Source organism: uncultured Aquitalea sp. (assembly GCF_945957525.1).
Classification (GTDB): domain Bacteria; phylum Pseudomonadota; class Gammaproteobacteria; order Burkholderiales; family Chromobacteriaceae; genus Aquitalea.
Map to the genome: position 1 here is coordinate 20,513 of NZ_CAMFLA010000016.1, position 16,457 is coordinate 36,969.

17 protein-coding genes are annotated in these 16,457 nt (G+C 58.6%); 4 read left to right on the top strand and 13 right to left on the bottom strand.

Translation table 11 applies throughout. From position 1 onward, the window contains the following. Positions 1–5: 5 nt before the first annotated feature. The 5 genes from leuE to Q0P52_RS14895 form a co-directional block, all read right to left on the bottom strand. Complete coding sequence (gene leuE / locus Q0P52_RS14875) at positions 6–653, bottom strand: leucine efflux protein LeuE (protein WP_293766470.1); 648 nt, start codon at positions 651–653, stop codon at positions 6–8. A 22-nt stretch (positions 654–675) separates the two neighbouring features. Next, on the bottom strand, positions 676–1,803 hold the full coding sequence (carA, locus tag Q0P52_RS14880; RefSeq protein ID WP_293766468.1) for a glutamine-hydrolyzing carbamoyl-phosphate synthase small subunit: 1,128 nt from the start codon (positions 1,801–1,803) through the stop codon (positions 676–678). Positions 1,804–2,044: 241 nt separating this feature from the next. Then, the gene (locus tag Q0P52_RS14885; protein WP_293766466.1) at positions 2,045–3,826 is read right to left on the bottom strand and encodes an acyl-CoA dehydrogenase; all 1,782 of its coding nucleotides are present in this window, start codon (positions 3,824–3,826) and stop codon (positions 2,045–2,047) included. Positions 3,827–4,040: 214 nt separating this feature from the next. Next, positions 4,041–4,973 (bottom strand): FAD-binding protein, encoded by a 933-nt coding sequence (locus tag Q0P52_RS14890; RefSeq protein ID WP_293766464.1) that lies wholly within the window; start codon positions 4,971–4,973, stop codon positions 4,041–4,043. 3 nt (positions 4,974–4,976) lie between these two features. After that, a complete protein-coding gene (locus Q0P52_RS14895) occupies positions 4,977–5,726 on the bottom strand; it encodes an electron transfer flavoprotein subunit beta/FixA family protein (RefSeq protein ID WP_293765602.1) in 750 nt (249 codons plus the stop codon). Positions 5,727–5,966: 240 nt separating this feature from the next. On the opposite strand from Q0P52_RS14895, the gene Q0P52_RS14900 reads away from it, so the two are divergent. Continuing rightward, positions 5,967–6,386 carry a MaoC family dehydratase gene (locus Q0P52_RS14900; RefSeq protein WP_293765601.1) on the top strand — a complete coding sequence of 140 codons (420 nt, stop codon included), beginning with the start codon at positions 5,967–5,969 and terminating at the stop codon, positions 6,384–6,386. 4 nt (positions 6,387–6,390) lie between these two features. Then, a complete protein-coding gene (locus tag Q0P52_RS14905) occupies positions 6,391–6,852 on the top strand; it encodes a GNAT family N-acetyltransferase (protein WP_293765600.1) in 462 nt (153 codons plus the stop codon). A gap of 15 nt (positions 6,853–6,867) precedes the next feature. Here the strand turns inward: Q0P52_RS14905 and queG are convergent, their stop codons facing one another. Next, positions 6,868–7,956, bottom strand: a complete 1,089-nt coding sequence (gene queG, locus Q0P52_RS14910; RefSeq protein ID WP_293813768.1) for a tRNA epoxyqueuosine(34) reductase QueG — start codon at positions 7,954–7,956, stop codon at positions 6,868–6,870. Between queG and tsaE the strand changes: the two genes are divergently transcribed. Next, entirely contained in the window at positions 7,949–8,440 is a 492-nt protein-coding gene (gene tsaE / locus Q0P52_RS14915) for a tRNA (adenosine(37)-N6)-threonylcarbamoyltransferase complex ATPase subunit type 1 TsaE (RefSeq protein ID WP_293765598.1), read from the top strand. The genes queG and tsaE overlap by 8 nt on opposite strands. After that, entirely contained in the window at positions 8,401–9,642 is a 1,242-nt protein-coding gene (locus tag Q0P52_RS14920) for an N-acetylmuramoyl-L-alanine amidase (RefSeq protein ID WP_293765597.1), read from the top strand. The genes tsaE and Q0P52_RS14920 overlap by 40 nt, the downstream gene beginning before the upstream one ends. 70 nt (positions 9,643–9,712) lie before the next feature. On the opposite strand, the gene Q0P52_RS14925 is transcribed toward Q0P52_RS14920, so the two are convergent. The 7 genes from Q0P52_RS14925 to Q0P52_RS14955 all read right to left on the bottom strand — a co-directional run bounded on the left by Q0P52_RS14925 (position 9,713) and on the right by Q0P52_RS14955 (position 16,370). Beyond that, positions 9,713–9,916, bottom strand: a complete 204-nt coding sequence (locus Q0P52_RS14925; RefSeq protein ID WP_293765596.1) for a DNA gyrase inhibitor YacG — start codon at positions 9,914–9,916, stop codon at positions 9,713–9,715. Beyond that, positions 9,916–10,674: a cell division protein ZapD gene (zapD, locus tag Q0P52_RS14930; RefSeq protein WP_293765595.1), complete on the bottom strand. Its 759-nt coding sequence runs from the start codon at positions 10,672–10,674 to the stop codon at positions 9,916–9,918. The genes Q0P52_RS14925 and zapD overlap by 1 nt, the downstream gene beginning before the upstream one ends. 39 nt (positions 10,675–10,713) lie before the next feature. After that, positions 10,714–11,325, bottom strand: coding sequence for a dephospho-CoA kinase (coaE, locus tag Q0P52_RS14935; RefSeq protein ID WP_293765594.1), 612 nt, complete (start codon positions 11,323–11,325; stop codon positions 10,714–10,716). After that, positions 11,315–12,184 (bottom strand): A24 family peptidase, encoded by an 870-nt coding sequence (locus Q0P52_RS14940; protein WP_293765593.1) that lies wholly within the window; start codon positions 12,182–12,184, stop codon positions 11,315–11,317. Before Q0P52_RS14940 ends, coaE begins: the two co-directional genes overlap by 11 nt. A 2-nt stretch (positions 12,185–12,186) precedes the next feature. Further along, the gene (locus Q0P52_RS14945) at positions 12,187–13,407 is read right to left on the bottom strand and encodes a type II secretion system F family protein (RefSeq protein ID WP_293765592.1); all 1,221 of its coding nucleotides are present in this window, start codon (positions 13,405–13,407) and stop codon (positions 12,187–12,189) included. A gap of 26 nt (positions 13,408–13,433) precedes the next feature. Further along, positions 13,434–15,128: a type IV-A pilus assembly ATPase PilB gene (pilB, locus tag Q0P52_RS14950; protein WP_293765608.1), complete on the bottom strand. Its 1,695-nt coding sequence runs from the start codon at positions 15,126–15,128 to the stop codon at positions 13,434–13,436. A 192-nt stretch (positions 15,129–15,320) separates the two neighbouring features. Next, complete coding sequence (locus Q0P52_RS14955) at positions 15,321–16,370, bottom strand: porin (protein WP_293765591.1); 1,050 nt, start codon at positions 16,368–16,370, stop codon at positions 15,321–15,323. Positions 16,371–16,457: the final 87 nt, after the last annotated feature.

Genomic DNA, 16,457 nt, shown 5'->3' on the forward strand with positions numbered 1-16,457 from the left:
ATGGTTCAGTTCAGGCTGGTCGCAGCCAGTTTGGCCCCGAAGCCCAGAAACAGCGCGCCCACTCCGCCAGACATGACGGAGGACAGTTTGCGGCGGCGGCGGAAGGCTTCGGCCAACCTTGCGCCGGACACGATGACGGCGGCCAGATAAATGGCGCTGCACGTCTGCAGGATCGCGCCCAACGCGACAAAGGTCAGTCCCGGGTGCGGGTAGGCCGGGTCGACGAATTGCACGAAGAAGGAAACGAAGAACAGGATGGCCTTGGGATTCATCAGGCTGATGGTGAGGGCGCGCGCAAAGGGGCGGCTATCGTCCACCTGTCGCTGTGGCGCGGCCTCCAGACGGCCGGTTTCCCGCCAGGAGCGCCACGCGCCGCGCAGCATTTGCAGGCCCAGCCAGCCCAGATAAGCGCCGCCGGAGTACTTCACCACCGCAAACACCGCCGGGTAAGCCTTGAGCACGCTGGCCGCGCCCGCGGCGGTCAGCGTCATCAGAATGGCGTCGCCCAGGAAGATGCCGCAGGCGCCCACGAAACCGCGACGCACGCCGCGTTGCGCCGCCACGGACAGCACATACATCGAGTTGGGGCCTGGCAGCAGCACGATGATGATGGTGCCAATCAGGTAGGTACTCAGGTCGGTAATGCCCAGCATGCCGGTTCTCCGTCGTTTCCGTTTACTTCGCTTCGCGCATCGCCTTGATGAAGCGGTCGAACAGGTAGGCCACATCTTCCGGGCCCGGGCTCGCTTCCGGATGACCCTGGAAGGAGAAAGCCGGGCGATCCGTCAGCGCGATGCCTTGCACGGTTTGATCGAACAGGCTGCGATGGGTCACGCGCACATTGGCGGGCAAGGTGGATTCATCCACCTGGAAGCCGTGGTTCTGGCTGGTGATCATTACGCGGCCGGTGTCGAGATCCTGCACCGGATGGTTGGCGCCATGGTGGCCGAACTTCATCTTGCTGGTGCGCGCGCCGGTGGCGAGACCGAGCAGCTGATGCCCCAGGCAAATGCCGAACACCGGCTTGCGGGTTTCCAGGATGGCGCGGATGGCGTCGATGGCGTAATCGCACGGCTCCGGATCGCCAGGGCCATTGGAGAGGAACACGCCGTCCGGGTTGAGCGCCAGCACATCGGCCGCCGGGGTTTGAGCCGGCACCACGGTCAGCTTGCAGCCGCGTTCGGCCAACATGCGCAGGATGTTGTGCTTGACGCCGAAATCGTAGGCCACCACATGGAAGTCGTGCTGAGCTTGCTGGGTATAACCCTTGCCCAAGCGCCACTCGCGGGTGTTCCACTGATAGGACTCATCACAGCTCACTACCTTGGCCAGATCCTGGCCGGCCATGGAGCCGAAGCCGCGGGCCAGTTCCAGCGCGCGCGCTTCATCGATGTCGCCGGCCATGATGCAGCCGGCCTGAGCGCCCTTCTCGCGCAGAATGCGGGTGAGGCGGCGGGTGTCGATGTCGGCGATGGCCACCACATTGTGGCGCTGCAGATAGCCGGACAGCGACTCTTCCGCGCGGAAGTTGCTGTGCAGCAGCGGCAGATCGCGAATGATCAGACCCGATGCAAAAACGGCGCGGGATTCGGTATCTTCCGAATTCGCGCCGACGTTACCGATATGGGGGTATGTCAGGGTGACAATTTGTTTGGTGTAGGAAGGATCCGTGAGGATTTCCTGATAACCGGTCATAGCGGTATTGAATACCACCTCACCGACCGTGTGGCCGGTAGCTCCAATGGCAACCCCTTTGAAGAGGGTGCCGTCAGCCAAGACGAGGATCGCTGGTACGGTAGACACTGACTGGCTCCTGTTGCGTTTGCTTGCGTGTTTTTGCGGTTTTTATGTGAATAACGGGACAGGATGCGCCCGCACCCGTCCCGTTTGGTTAAACCTTTCTATAATAACCTTTTGCGGCGCAGCAGGCAATAGGTAATGGCTTGTTTTTCTTGCAAAACCGACAGGGATTTATCTTCAACGACAGCAAGCAAAAAGGGCGTCGCACGCGCGACGCCCTTTCTTCGCTCTGCTTTTACATCATTCAGAACCAGGCTTCGTCCAACTCCATCACGCTGTCAGCGCCGCTGACAATGGCGGCGGCCAGGCCGGAGGCTTGCGGCAGCAAATGCTCGCCAAAGAAGCGTGCGGTGGCCATTTTGGCCTTGAGGAAATCCTCGTCGGCGCCGTCTTCGCCCAAGCGCTCGCGGGCGATCAAGGCACCGCGCCCCAGCTGCCAGCCACCCAGCACGATGCCCATCAGCTTGAGGAAAGGCACCGAGCCGGCCGCCGCCAACTGCGGTTGCTCGCCAAAGGTGGAGAGGATGAAGGCAACGCAGCGCTCAGCCTCCGCCGCCGCCGATTTGAGGTTGGCCGCAAAGCTGTCAAAGCCGGCGGCAGCCAGCTTGTCGGCGGTAGCCAGCGCTTCGGCCAACAACGAGCGGGCGGTCGCGCCCCCTTCGCTGAAGGTCTTGCGTCCAATCAGATCCAGCGCCTGAATGCCGGTGGTACCTTCATAGATGGCGGTGATGCGGGCGTCACGATAGTACTGGGCCACGCCGGTTTCCTCGATGAAGCCCATGCCGCCGTGCACTTGCACCGCCAGGCTGGTCAACTCGTTGGCCTGCTCGGTATTCCAGCCCTTGACGATGGGAATCAGGAAATTCACCAGTGCCTGGTTGCGCGCCGCCTCGGACGTCACCGGATGACGAGCGGCGCGATCCAGCGATGCCGCCGTGAAATAAGCCAGCGCGCGCTGGGCCTCCACCTGTGCGCGAATAGTCAGCAGCATGCGACGGATGTCCGGGTGACGGATGATGGGCACGCCAGCCGGATCGGGCGAACCCACCGCACGGCTCTGCACGCGGTCACGCGCGTACTCCACAGCCTTCTGGTAAGCGCGCTCGGAAACCGACATCCCCTCCACACCCACGCCCAGACGCGCGTGGTTCATCATGGTGAACATGTAGTTCAGGCCTTTGTTGGCCTCGCCCACCAGATAACCCACAGCTCCGCCATTGTCCCCAAAGCTCATGACGGCGGTAGGGCTGCCATGGATGCCCAGCTTGTGTTCAAGCGACACGCAACGCACGTCATTGCGCGCCCCCAGGCTGCCATCCGCATTCACCAGGAACTTTGGCACGATGAACAGGGAAATTCCCTTCACACCAGCCGGAGCGTCGGGCAGACGGGCCAGCACCAGATGGACGATATTCTCGGCCATGTCGTGCTCACCCCAGGTGATAAAGATTTTCTGACCGGTTACCAGGTAGCTGCCGTCAGCCTGAGGCACGGCGCGGGAACGCACCTGCGCCAGATCGGAGCCCGCCTGCGGTTCGGTCAGGTTCATGGTGCCGGTCCAGGCGCCGCTGGACATGGGCGGCAAATAGACCGCCTTCAGCGCGTCCGAAGCGTGATGATGAATCGCCTCTACCGCACCCAGCGTCAGCAAAGGGGCCAGCGAAAACGCCAGGTTGGCCGAACACCACATTTCTTCGGCGGCGATCGCCACCAGCGCAGGCATGCCCTGGCCGCCGAATTCCGCCGGCGCGCGCAAGCCCACCCAGCCGGATTCCACATACTGCTGCCAGGCTTCTTTGAAACCCGGAGCTGCGGTCACTTCGCCATCCTGCCATTTCGCGCCCTTGTCGCCCTGCTTGTTGATCGGCGCCAGCACGCCTTCGGCAAACTTGGCGGCCTCCTCCAGAATGGCGTCCACCAGTTCGACGGAGCAATCTTCATAGCCCGGCAGGCTGCACACCGAGGTCAACTCGGCCAGTTCGTTCAGCGCGAAGCGGATTTCTTTAACCGGAGCGTTGTAGATCATCGTTTTCTCCTCAGTCGTCTTGTCGACATGAATCGTCGTTGCAGATATGAAAAAACCGGCATGCCGTCCACCCAATGCATGAGCAGGCATCCCGCGCTGGCGGGATGCCGTGCTCCTCCATGAAGCAGACCGGTCATTGCCGGTTTTGTTGTTATGGCCTGCGGCTATGCTGCCGCATGGCGGGGAGAGTCAGCCTCTCCCCTGATGATGCGTATTACTTGGACAGCTCGGCGATCAGTTCGGGCACCACCGTGAAGAGGTCGCCCACGATACCGTAATCGGCCACCTGGAAAATCGGCGCTTCTTCATCCTTGTTGATGGCGACGATGATCTTGGAGTCCTTCATACCAGCCAGGTGCTGGATTGCCCCGGAAATGCCCACTGCTACGTACAGTTGCGGCGCCACTACCTTGCCGGTCTGGCCGACCTGGTAGTCATTCGGCGCGTAGCCTGCGTCAACGGCAGCGCGGGAAGCGCCCACAGCTGCGCCGAGCTTGTCGGCCAGCGGGTCGATAACCGCCTTGAACTGCTCTTCCGAGCCCAGCGCGCGGCCACCGGAGACGATTACCTTGGCGGAGCCCAGTTCCGGACGATCGGACTTAGTCAGCTCTTGACCGACAAAGCTGGAGAGCTGCGGATCAGCCACAACCGCCACGCTTTCAACCGCGGCAGCGCCACCCTGACCAGCCGCATCGAAAGCGGTGGTGCGCACGGTGAGCACCTTGATCGGATCGATGGATTGCACGGTGGCCATCACGTTGCCGGCATAAACCGGGCGCACGAAAGTGTCGGCGGACTCAACGGCGGTGATCTCGGAGATCATCGCCACATCCAGCAAGGCGGCCACGCGCGGCAACAGGTTTTTACCGAAGGAAGAAGCCGGGGCCAGCACATGGCTGTAACCCTTGGCCACATCCACTACCAGCGCCGAGAGGCTTTCAGCCAATCCGTGCGCGTAGTGAGCGGCGTCGGCGGTCAACACCTTGGCCACGCCGGCCACGGACTTCGCGGCGTCGGCGGCGGCCGCGGCGTTATGGCCGGCCACCAGCACATGCACTTCGCCCAGCTTGGCGGCGGCGGTGATGGTATTCAGGGTGCCTGCTTTCAGGCTCTGGTTGTCGTGTTCAGCGATAACGAGAATGGCCATGGCTTACAGCACCTTTGCTTCGTTCTTGAGTTTGGCGACCAGCTCGGCGGCATTGGCCACCTTGATGCCGGCGGAGCGCTTGGCGGGCTCGGCAACCTTGAGGGTCTTGAGACGCGGCGTCACATCCACGCCCAGATCAGCCGGCGTGGTCTTATCCAGCGGTTTCTTCTTGGCGGCCATGATGTTGGGCAGCTTGATGAAACGCGGTTCGTTCAGACGCAGGTCGGCGGTAACCAGTGCCGGCAGACGCAGCTTGACGGTTTCCAGACCGCCATCGATTTCACGAGTGATATCGGCGGTTTCGGCGGCAAGATCCACCTTGGAAGCGAAGGTACCTTGCGGCCAGCCCAGCAGGGCGGCGGTCATCTGGCCGGTCTGATTGGCATCATCGTCGATGGCTTGCTTACCCACGATCACCAGCTGCGGCTGTTCTTTTTCGGCAACGGCCTTCAGCAGCTTGGCCACGGCCAAAGGCTGCAGCTCGGCGTCGGTTTCCACCAGCAGAGCGCGATCCGCACCCATGGCCAGCGCAGTGCGCAGGGTTTCTTCACATTGCTTCACACCCATGGAAACCACCACGATTTCGCTCGCCTTGCCGGCTTCCTTCAGACGAACCGCCTCTTCCACGGCGATTTCATCAAACGGGTTCATGGACATCTTCACGTTGGCGACGTCGACGTCGGTGCCGTCGGCCTTCACCCGGACTTTCACGTTGTAATCCACAACGCGCTTAACAGCGACTAGAACTTTCATATTCCTCCAGCGAATATCTCTCTGGGTTAATCGAACTCGGAAGGCACCTGAATCGTGGTGTTGCCTTGATTATGCCCCAATACGCTTTCAAACGAGCGTTTGGTTGATTTGCAATGTACAGCACGTAGCAAAAAAACAACTTTGTGCAGATACTACGTCATTTCCGCTTAATTTGCATTTCCCCCGCCGCGTGTCACAATGCACCGCAGCAATTTCACCGTCATAACCGGAGATCCTCGCATGACCGTCTACTTTGAAGACATCAAAATCGGCGATTCCGCCGAGTACGCCAAGACCATCACCGAAGCCGACATCCTGATGTTCGCGGCCGTCTCCGGCGACGACAATCCGGTTCACATCAATCAGGAATACGCCGAAACCACCCCCTTCGGCGGCCGCATCGCGCACGGCATGCTCACTGCCAGCCTGATTTCCACCGTGGTAGGTACCCGCCTGCCCGGCAACGGCACCATCTATCTGTCGCAATCCACCCGCTTCAAGGCCCCGGTGAAAATCGGCCAGACCATCACGGCCCGCGCCACGGTCATCGAGCTGTTCCCGGAAAAAAAACGCGTCAAACTGAGCACCGAATGCATCGTTCAGGGCAAGGTGATTCTGGAAGGCGAATCGCTGGTCATCGCCCCCAGTCGCGAGGCCTGAGCGCATGGCGCAAATCAGCATTCAACGTCTGACCGACGCTGCCGGGCTGGTGCAGGATCATGCGCTGCTAGCCCGTTGCGCCGCGCTGCACCGCCAACTGCGGCCGATGTTGCCCGAAGACGGCGAGCGCTATGCGGCGAAAATGCAACGTGTCTGCCAGTACGGCGCGGCCATCGCTGTAGCGGTGGAGGAGACGGGTCAGCCCCTGGGATTGGCGCTGTACCGGGTGTATGAAAACACCTACGAAAACCTGCGGCTGTATATTGATGACTTGGTCACCGACGAAGCGCATCGTTCCGCCGGTATTGGCAAGCGCCTGCTTGACTGGTGTGCGGAGGAAGGCAGATCACGCGGTTGCGAGTTTCTGGTGCTGGACTCCGGCACCTGGCGCACGGCCGCGCACAAGCTGTATTTCCGCGAGGGATTCAGCATCAGTTCCTTCCACTTCACTCGCCCGCTGGTCTGATCGTTCAGCAGCCGCTCAAGCCTGCGTCGCTCCATGGCGGCGCAGCGCCCACCACACACATTCGCGCACCATCTCGGACTCACTGTCCTGCCGCGCCCTGAGCGCAGCCAGCACCGCCTCCGAGCGGGGCGCATTGCCCAGCCCTACCGCCAGATTGGACAACCACTTGTCGTAACCGATGCGGTAAATCGGGCTGCCCGCCATCTTTTGCTGGAATTCCGCTTCCGACCAGGCAAACAGCGCCACCAGGCTCACATCGTCCAGCCCATGTCGCACGGCGAAATCCGCCTCTGCCGTCGGTACGGCAAAGCGGTTCCACGGGCAACACAGCTGGCAGTCGTCGCAACCATAAACCCGGTTGCCGATCAATGGCCGCAAGGGCTCTGGTATGGCGCCTTTAAGTTCGATCGTGAGATAGGAAATACATCGCCGCGCATCCACTTTATAAGGCGCAACAATGGCTTGCGTGGGGCACACGTCGATACAGCGAGTGCAGCTGCCGCAGTGCTGCTGTTCCGCCTGGTCAACCGGCAAGGGCAGATCGGTAAACAATTCGCCCAGAAAATACAGCGACCCTTGGCCTTTATTGATCAGCAATGTGTGCTTGCCGCGCCAGCCCACCCCCGCCCGGGCCGCCAGCGCCACCTCCGCCACTGGCGCGCTGTCGGTAAACACCCGATACCCAAACGGGCCCACCGCCTGCGCAATGCGATCTGCCAGCCTTTGCAGCCGCTGGCGCAACACTTTGTGGTAATCCCGCCCCAAGGCGTAACGCGATACGTAGGCCATGCTGCTGTCCGCCAGCACCGCATCAGCGGCTCTCGCCTCCTCCGGCCAATAGTTCATGCGCACACTGACAATACTAAGCGTGCCAGGCACCAGCTCCGCCGGACGCACACGCAAAGCGCCATGCCGCGCCATGTAGTCCATCTCGCCGTGATTGCCTTCGGCCAACCATGTCATCAGCGCCGCCTCGTGCTCCTGAGGCAGCTCCGCGCGACCGATGCGCGCATCGGCAAAGCCGGCTTCTTGAGCCCAGACTTTGATTTGCCGCGCCAATTCGGGATAATCCGGCTTTTGACAGGATGTTTCGTTCATGGCCATGGATGATACCAGTGTTTACAGCGGCTCCCTGCCCGACGAAATGGCGACGCAGGCGCTAGCCATCCGTCTCGCCGCCGTCCTGCAATCAGGACTGGTTATCTATCTGCAGGGTGACCTGGGCGCGGGCAAAACCACGTTCACCCGCTTTCTGCTCGGCGCGCTGGGTTATGCCGGCAAAGTAAAGAGCCCGACCTATACCCTGGTGGAAAGCTACCCCTTGGACGGTTTCACCGTTTATCATTTCGACCTGTACCGTTTCGCCGACCCGGAAGAATGGGACGACGCGGGCTTCCGCGACCTGTTCGGCCAGGACAGTGTTTGTCTGGTGGAATGGCCGGACAAGGCCGATGCTTTACTGCCGCGCGCCGACCTGACGCTGGAACTTGCAGCGGACGCCAACGGTCGCAGCTATCGTTTAATTGCCAGTACAGATTCCGGACAGTCATGCCTGACTCGATTTTCGACCCAAACCGCCGCAAGCTGATCGGCGCAGCCGCCGCCACTTTCCTGCTGAGCGTCAGCCGAATCGGTTTTGCCGCCGCCAGCCAGGTGGTGGCCATTCGCATCTGGCCGGCCGCCAGCTATACGCGCATCACGCTGGAAGCCAGCGACGCCATCAAGTTCAAGCAATTCACCATTGCCAATCCTGACCGGCTGGTCATAGATCTGGAAGGCGTGCAACTCAACAGCGTACTGAAAGACATCGGCAACCAGATTGCCGACGCTGACCCGTACATCAAAACGGCCCGCGCCGGCCAGTTCACACCGGACACCGTCCGCATCGTGCTGGATCTGAAAACGGACATCAAACCTCAAGCGTTCACGCTGACGCCGGTAGCTGAATACAAGCACCGACTGGTAGTCGATCTCTACCCCGCCAGCGGCGCGCAGGATGACCCGCTGCTGGCGCTGCTGGAAGACTACAACAAGGGCAAGCTGCAAGAGCCCGCTCCCCAAATCAAGCCCAAGAAGCAGGACAGCAATCGCCCCATCGTGGTGATGCTGGACCCCGGCCACGGGGGCGAGGACCCGGGTGCCATCGGCATGAACGGCACCCGCGAGAAAGACATCGTGCTCAAGATCGGCAAGCAGCTCAAGCGCATGATCGACGCCGAGCGCAATATGAAAGCCTTCATGACGCGCGAGGAAGATATCTTTATTCCACTGGGCGTGCGGGTAGCCAAGGCGCGCAAACTGAATGCAGACCTGTTCATCTCCATTCATGCCGACGCCGCGCCCAATCGCAGTGCCCGCGGCTCGTCTGTCTTTGCCTTGTCGGAAAAGGGCGCGTCCAGCGCCTTCGCCAAGACGCTGGCGCAAACGCAAAACGACGCCGACCTTATCGGCGGGGTGAAGATCGGCAGCAAAGACAAGTTCCTGGCCCATACACTGCTGGACCTGACCCAAACCGCCACCATCAACGACAGCCTGAAACTGGGCAAAATGATGCTGGGCAAAGTGGGCGACCTCAACAAACTGCACAGCCGCCAAGTGGAGCAGGCTGGCTTTGCCGTACTGAAAGCGCCGGACATTCCCTCCATCCTGGTAGAGACTGCCTTCATCAGCAATCCGGATGAGGAACAGCGCCTCCTCGACGGAGACTTTCAGCAGCAAATGGCTGGAGCTCTGCTCAGCGGCATAAAGAGTTACTTCGCTCAAGGGGCGGCCCTGGCCGCCCGCGCCTGATCAACGCTTCGGCAAACATCCATGAAAAAGCCCGCTGCTCGCGGGCTTTTTCATTTTGGCCAACCTTATGTCAGGCCTGCCGGGACGGATCCATCTCGGAATCCGGGCTCTCCTCTACAGCCGCTACGCGATAGCTCTCGGCAGCCCACTCGCCCAGATCGATCATTTTGCAACGCTCGCTGCAGAATGGCCGAAAACGGCTCGCAGCCTCCCAACGAACAGGAGCGCGACAAACAGGACAGGCAACAGTGCGAACAGAAGGTGTTTTGGTCATCAGAACTTGCAATTGGTCAGACTGAAATCAACATCCTGCTCAGTCTGGCGCGGGCGAGTCTCGCCGGTTACCGCGCTGACAAAACGGATATTGAGAGCGTATTTATTGGCGGAGAGCTCAGGCAGCACATTCAACGCCGGATCATAGGCGACGCGGATCAACTGCACAATCTTGCCTCCGGACATTTGCTGGAATGCCCCGGCGCGGGCCACATAATGGTGCGTTTTCCCACCGTCGCGCAGAAGTTTAAGCAGAATGCGCGCAGCCTCTGCGGTTGGCATCAAAGGCCCCGCCCAGCGCTTCAGGTCTTGACGACGCTCCTCCGCCGGCTTTTGTTGCCAGAGGAAATAGGACGGCAGATCGAACTGGCACGTACCGCCGGGGATGCCGGCGCGCTGCTTGATGGCCATCAGCCACTCGTTCTCGCGCAAATGCTGGCCGAACTTGCCGGTAATGCCCAGCAACTGGGCCGAAGCCTGCTCGATATCCTCCAGCACGCGCTCCAGCGTATCTTCCGCCACATTGGGGTTTTCACGCAGCGGCTCGAGAATCTGCTTCTGCCGCTCCAGTTCTTGCAACAAATCGGCTTTCAGATCTGCACGCGACGCAGTCTCCATCAGCTCGAACAACACCAGCAACCCGGCGTGGTGATCCAGCGGATGATCCTTGCCGAAGAAATAGGCCAGCCGCCCGTACAAATGCTCAAGCCTGAGCAAGGTACGAGTACGCTCGGTGACGGGAAACTCAAAACTGATCACAGCACTTTTGCCCTTCTCGGTGGCTTGAAAAATGCCTTGTCACTGGCCGTTGGCAAGGTTTGCAAGATAATACTGGTGTTTCTGCTCAACTTGAAGCGCCAAGGCCTCCAAGCCTGCATTATTTTCGATGACATCGTCCGCCAGCGCCAACCTCCGCAGACGAGGCATTTGTGACGCAATGATCGCCTTTATCTGCTCATCGGGCAAACCGTTGCGCTTGCGCACCCGCTCAAGCTGCACCGACTCCAGGCAATCCACCACCAACGTCCTGCCCAGCAAGGGCCGGTATTCCGGATGCTCAAACAGCAGCGGCACCACCAGCAGCGCATAAGGCGCTTCCGCCTCAGCCAGCAAGCGTACGCTCTCCACATGGATCAGGGGATGCAGGATGGATTCCAAACGGGATTTGGCAGCAGCGTCGGCAAACACCAGCTCGCGCATGCCCGCACGATTCATACTGCCGTCGGCATTGAGCATCGCATTGCCAAAGGCAGACATGATGGCTGGCATGGCCACGCCATGCGGGCCAGTCAGCGCATGAGCAATCACATCGGTATCCACGACTGCCACACCACGTTCGGCAAACAGATTGGCAACGCTGGTTTTGCCTGACCCTATGCCACCAGTCAGCCCTACTACCTTAGAAACCATGCAAATACCAAGCCACAATGCCCGGCCCCCACAGCAGCGCAATCCAGCCTGCCGCGGCCAGGTAAGGCCCGAACGGCAACGGCTGGCCGCGTCCGTGACGCGCCAGTAAAATCATCAGCACGCCGTAAACAGCACCCACCAAAGATGAAAGCAAGATGATCAGGGGCAGCATGGACCATCCAAGCCAGGCACCCAGAGCAGCCAACAGTTTGAAGTCGCCAAACCCCATCCCGTCCTTGCCGGTCGCCAGCTTGAAAATCCAGTAAACACTCCACAGGCTAAGATAGCCTGCCATCGCGCCAATCACGGCATCAGCCAGCGGTACGGCACCCGTGACAAGATTGAACAGCAAACCGGCCCACAGCAAGGGAAGCGTGAGGCTGTCCGGCAGCAACTGCGTATCAGCGTCAATGAAGGTGAGCGCCACCAACGCAGCCGTCAAAAAGAGATAACCTGGCAACGTCGCACTCCACCCTACTTTGCAAGCCACGACAGCAAAAAGAACCCCGGTCAGCAATTCCACCATGGGATAGCGAAAGCTGATACGGGCCTTGCAGGTGCCGCACTTGCCGCCCAAGGCCAAATAACTGAAAAGCGGAATGTTCTGCCAAGCCCGCACAGGAGCCTCGCACATCGGGCAGCGCGAGGGGGGGGTCATCAGGTTGAAGACAGGCAACGCCTCGCCGGAGCTTTGGCAGTCGCATAGATCAGCGCACTCTGCGCGCCACTGACGCTCCATCATGAGGGGAAGGCGATAGATCACCACATTCAGGAAACTGCCAATCAACAACCCCAGCACCAAAACACACACAGACAACAGTAGCGGGCTGAGCGCCAGCATTTCCACAACAGACGACATACTTAGCCCACCACCTGGCCCATTTTGAAAATCGGCATGTACATGGCAATCACCAGACCACCAATCAGTACCCCCAGAATCACCATGATCACCGGTTCTAGCAGGCTGGACAGTGATGCCACGGCGTTATCGACTTCTTCTTCATAAAAGTCGGCAATCTTTTCCAGCATTTGATCCAGCGAGCCAGACTCCTCGCCGATAGAGGTCATCTGCAGCACCATGTTCGGGAAGAGATTGGTGCGTTGCATGGAGTAATTCAGCGTAGAGCCGGCGCTCACATCGGATTGAATCTGCTTGGTAGCCTCGCTATACACTTGGTTGCCCGAAGCCCCGCCCACTGAGTCCAGCGCCTCAACCAAGGGCACGCCCGCCGCAAACAAAGTAGCCAGCGTGCGCGACCAGCGCGCGATGGTCGCCTTGCGGATGATATCGCCGATAACAGGCAGCTTCAGCAGAATTCGGTCCATCTGCTCCTGCATCTTCGGCACACGCTTGAAGGCATAGAAGAAACCAAAAATTGCACCAAAAATGGTGCCGAATATCAACCACCACCAATGCACAAAACCATCGGACAACCAGATGACGAACATGGTAGGCGCAGGCAAGTTGGCGCCGAAGCTGGAGAAAAGATCCTTGAACGCAGGAATCACGTAAATCATGATCACTGCGGTAATGATGAAAGCGGTCGCGATAATCGCGGAAGGGTAAATCAGGGCGGATTTGATCTTGCCCTTGATCGCCAGCACCTTTTCTTTGTAGGTGGCCAGTTTGTCCAGCAGCGAGTCCAGTACACCGCCCGTCTCACCAGCAGCGATCAAGTTGCAGAACAGCTTGTCGAAATACAGCGGTTTCTTGCGGAATGCCTCCGCCAGCGACAAACCAGTTTCCACATCCGCACGCACCTCAAGCAACATCTTGGTGACGGCCGGATTGCCATGCCCCTTGGCGGAAATATCGAAAGCCTGCAGCAAAGGTACGCCAGCGCGCATCATGGTGGACAGCTGCCGGGTGAACAGCGCAATATCCTTCTCGGTGATCTTGCGCCCAAAGCCTCCGCGACGGCGCTTCACCTTCAAGACATTGATGCCTTGCCGGCGCAGCTGGGTTTTCGCAACGTTTTCGCTTTCTGCGCGCAACTCCCCACGCACCACCTTACCTGCACGATCCTTGCCTTCCCATTCCCAGATAAAACCCGGGGTCGCCTTTTTAGCCACGGTAGCCATCTTTATTCTCTTTGCAGGTTATCCGGTCACTCGTTAGTCACAGCTTCAATTTCCGACAGCGATGTCACACCCTTCATGACCTTGAGCAGACCGGCTTGGCGCAGATCCACCATGCCCTCTTTACGGGCCAGGTCAGCAATATCAATCGCCGTGCCATTTTGCATGATCAGTCGGGTGATTGCATCAGAGATGGGCATTACTTCGTAAATGCCTGTTCGTCCTTTATAGCCTGAACCTCGGCATTCCTCGCATCCGGCAGGGCCGTAGGGCTTCCAAGAACCATCAAGTTGCTCTTTGGAGAAGCCTGCGCGCAGCAGTGCCTCTTCCGGGATATCAATCGGTTTCTTGCAATGATTGCACAGGCGTCGCGCAAGACGCTGAGCCATGATCAGCAAGACCGAGCTTGCCACGTTGAAAGGTGCGACGCCCATATTCAATAAACGCGTCAGCGTCGCGGGTGCATTGTTGGTGTGCAGCGTGGAAAATACCATGTGACCCGTCTGCGCAGCCTTGATGGAAATGTCCGCCGTCTCGAAGTCGCGAATTTCACCCACCATGATCACATCCGGATCTTGCCGCAAAAACGCCTTCAACGCGGATGCAAACGTCAGGCCGGCCTTTTCATTGACATTCACCTGATTGATGCCTGGCAAGTTGATTTCGACCGGGTCTTCCGCAGTGGAAATATTGATGTCCGGCTTGTTGAGGATATTCAGGCAGGTGTACAAGGAAACGGTCTTACCACTACCCGTAGGCCCTGTTACTAGTACCATGCCGTAAGGCCGAGCGATGGCATCCAGCAACAATTTTTTCTGCATGGGCTCAAAGCCGAGCTGCTCAATGTCCAGCGATGCCGCCGACGCATCGAGGATACGCATCACGATCTTCTCACCGTACAAGGTAGGCAAGGTACTGACACGAAAATCAATGGAGTGGGTCTTGGATATGACCAGCTTCAGACGACCGTCCTGAGGCACCCTCTTTTCTGAAATATCCAGCCGCGATATCACCTTGATGCGGGAGGCTATTTTTTCCTTCAACAGCAGGGGCGGCTGCGCGATTTCCTTGAGGATGCCATCCACGCGATAGCGAATACGGTAGAACTTTTCATAAGGCTCAAAATGGATATCAGATGCGCCACCGTTGATCGCATCCAGCAATACCTTGTGAATGAATTTTACGACAGGGGCATCATCAACATCGGGCTGAGTCGCATCAGAGGCCGCAGGCGCAGCATCCGGGTCGACAAACTCAAGATCGCCGAAATCTTCCTGAGCCAGTGAGTTGATGGCGGCATTGGCGTCCTCCGTATACTTGCCAATCACCTTTGACAGCTTGTCGTCCTCGACCACCACCACTTCCACCGTCATGCCGGTCTTGAAAGTGATAGCGTGAAAAGCTGAGGTTTGCGTGGGATCCGAAGTACCAATGTAAAGCTTGTTGCCACGCTTGAACAAAGGAACCAAGCGCCGGCTGCCGATTAGCTCATCATCCACCAGCCCCTTGGGTAACTGGGAAGGATCAATGGCCCCCATATCCAGCAGCGGGTATCCAAACACCTTGGAGGCGAATGAAGCCACCTCACCCGCGCCCATTTTCTTGCTGGCGATCAACTGCTCAACAAAACTAATGTTTGACGCTTGAGCCTGCTTCTGAATGGCCTCTGCATCCTGCAACAACAAGGCATTGTTTTGCACCAAAGCACGACCCAGACCGGAAATCCCTGCAGACGCATCCATCAAGCACCCTCACAAAACAGTTGCGCAGCGTAGTCGCCGCCAGTTGCAGCAATTATAAGCTCATGTCGCAACAATAGGGTCAACTCTAAGCAAGCGACGATCACAAGTTGAATAGACATGAAAAAAGGACTGCCGAAGCAGTCCTTTTCAAACTAACTAACTCTGAAATCAGAATTAGAAGTTGTGGATCAGGCCAACGCCCAGGGAGCTTTCGCTCGGGGTGTCACCCTTCCAGCTTACATGGCCGTAAGCGCCGTACACGCTGGTGCGCTTGGACAGATCGTAGTTCAGACCAGCAACCCACTGGCTATAGCCGGTGTTGTCGATAGTATTGCTATCCACGGAAATGTTTTTGCCCTTGGCATAGCTCAGGTACGGGGTCAGGGCACCAAAGGTATAACCAGCGGTCAGTGCGTACTCCTTAGTCTTAACCTTGGCATTACCTGCGGAGGCACCAGCAGCCAGATCAGCACTGTAGAACTGACCAGCCAAGTCGTAACCTTGGGTCTGCTGATAGCCAAAGGCTACGTACAGATTGTTAGCATTGTAACCGGCTTCCAGACGGTGCCAAGACTGAATGGTGCCCAGTTCCTGAGCAGAACCCCAGTGCTGGTAGTTGTACTTACCGAAGAAACCGGAGTTTTCGTAGCTCAGACCCAAGTTCCAAGTCTGGTTGTTGGTATTGGAACCGTTAACCAGCTTACGAGTTTCATCGGTACCGTACAGCAGGGAGCCGTTGAAACCAGCCAGATTCGGAGTGTCGTAGCGGACGGCGTTGTTAACGCGACCGTCCAGACGGGTGAAGTAGCCCAGACCTGCAACACTCTTGCCGGAATAATAACCCGGGTCAACTTGCTCCATGTCGGAGTTAGCATAGTTGGACAACTTACCCAGACGGAACTTACCGAAAGCACCTTCCAGGCCAACGAAAGTGTCGCGAGTGCCAAAACCGGTGTTGCTGGAACCGTCAACATTTACACGGTTCTCAACTTGCCAGATAGCCTTCAGGCCATTGCCCAGATCTTCATTGCCCTTGAAACCGATGCGGGAAGTCCAGTCGTTGATCTGAGTGTTGCTCTTCAGGTTGCCATTGGCATCGGTAACGCCAGCAGCGTAGGTTTTGTTGCTTTCGATACCACCACGGATGGAACCGTACAGGGTAACGTCAGCCATTGCGGCGGCCGGGATGGCTGCAATAGCCAGAGCGATCAGCTTCTTGTTCATCGCTAATTCCTTTCGAAGTCAGTTCAATGTAGTCCTGTTAGATTGCCGGCCATCAAGATTGACGACTGGCCTCCGGACATTTTCTCA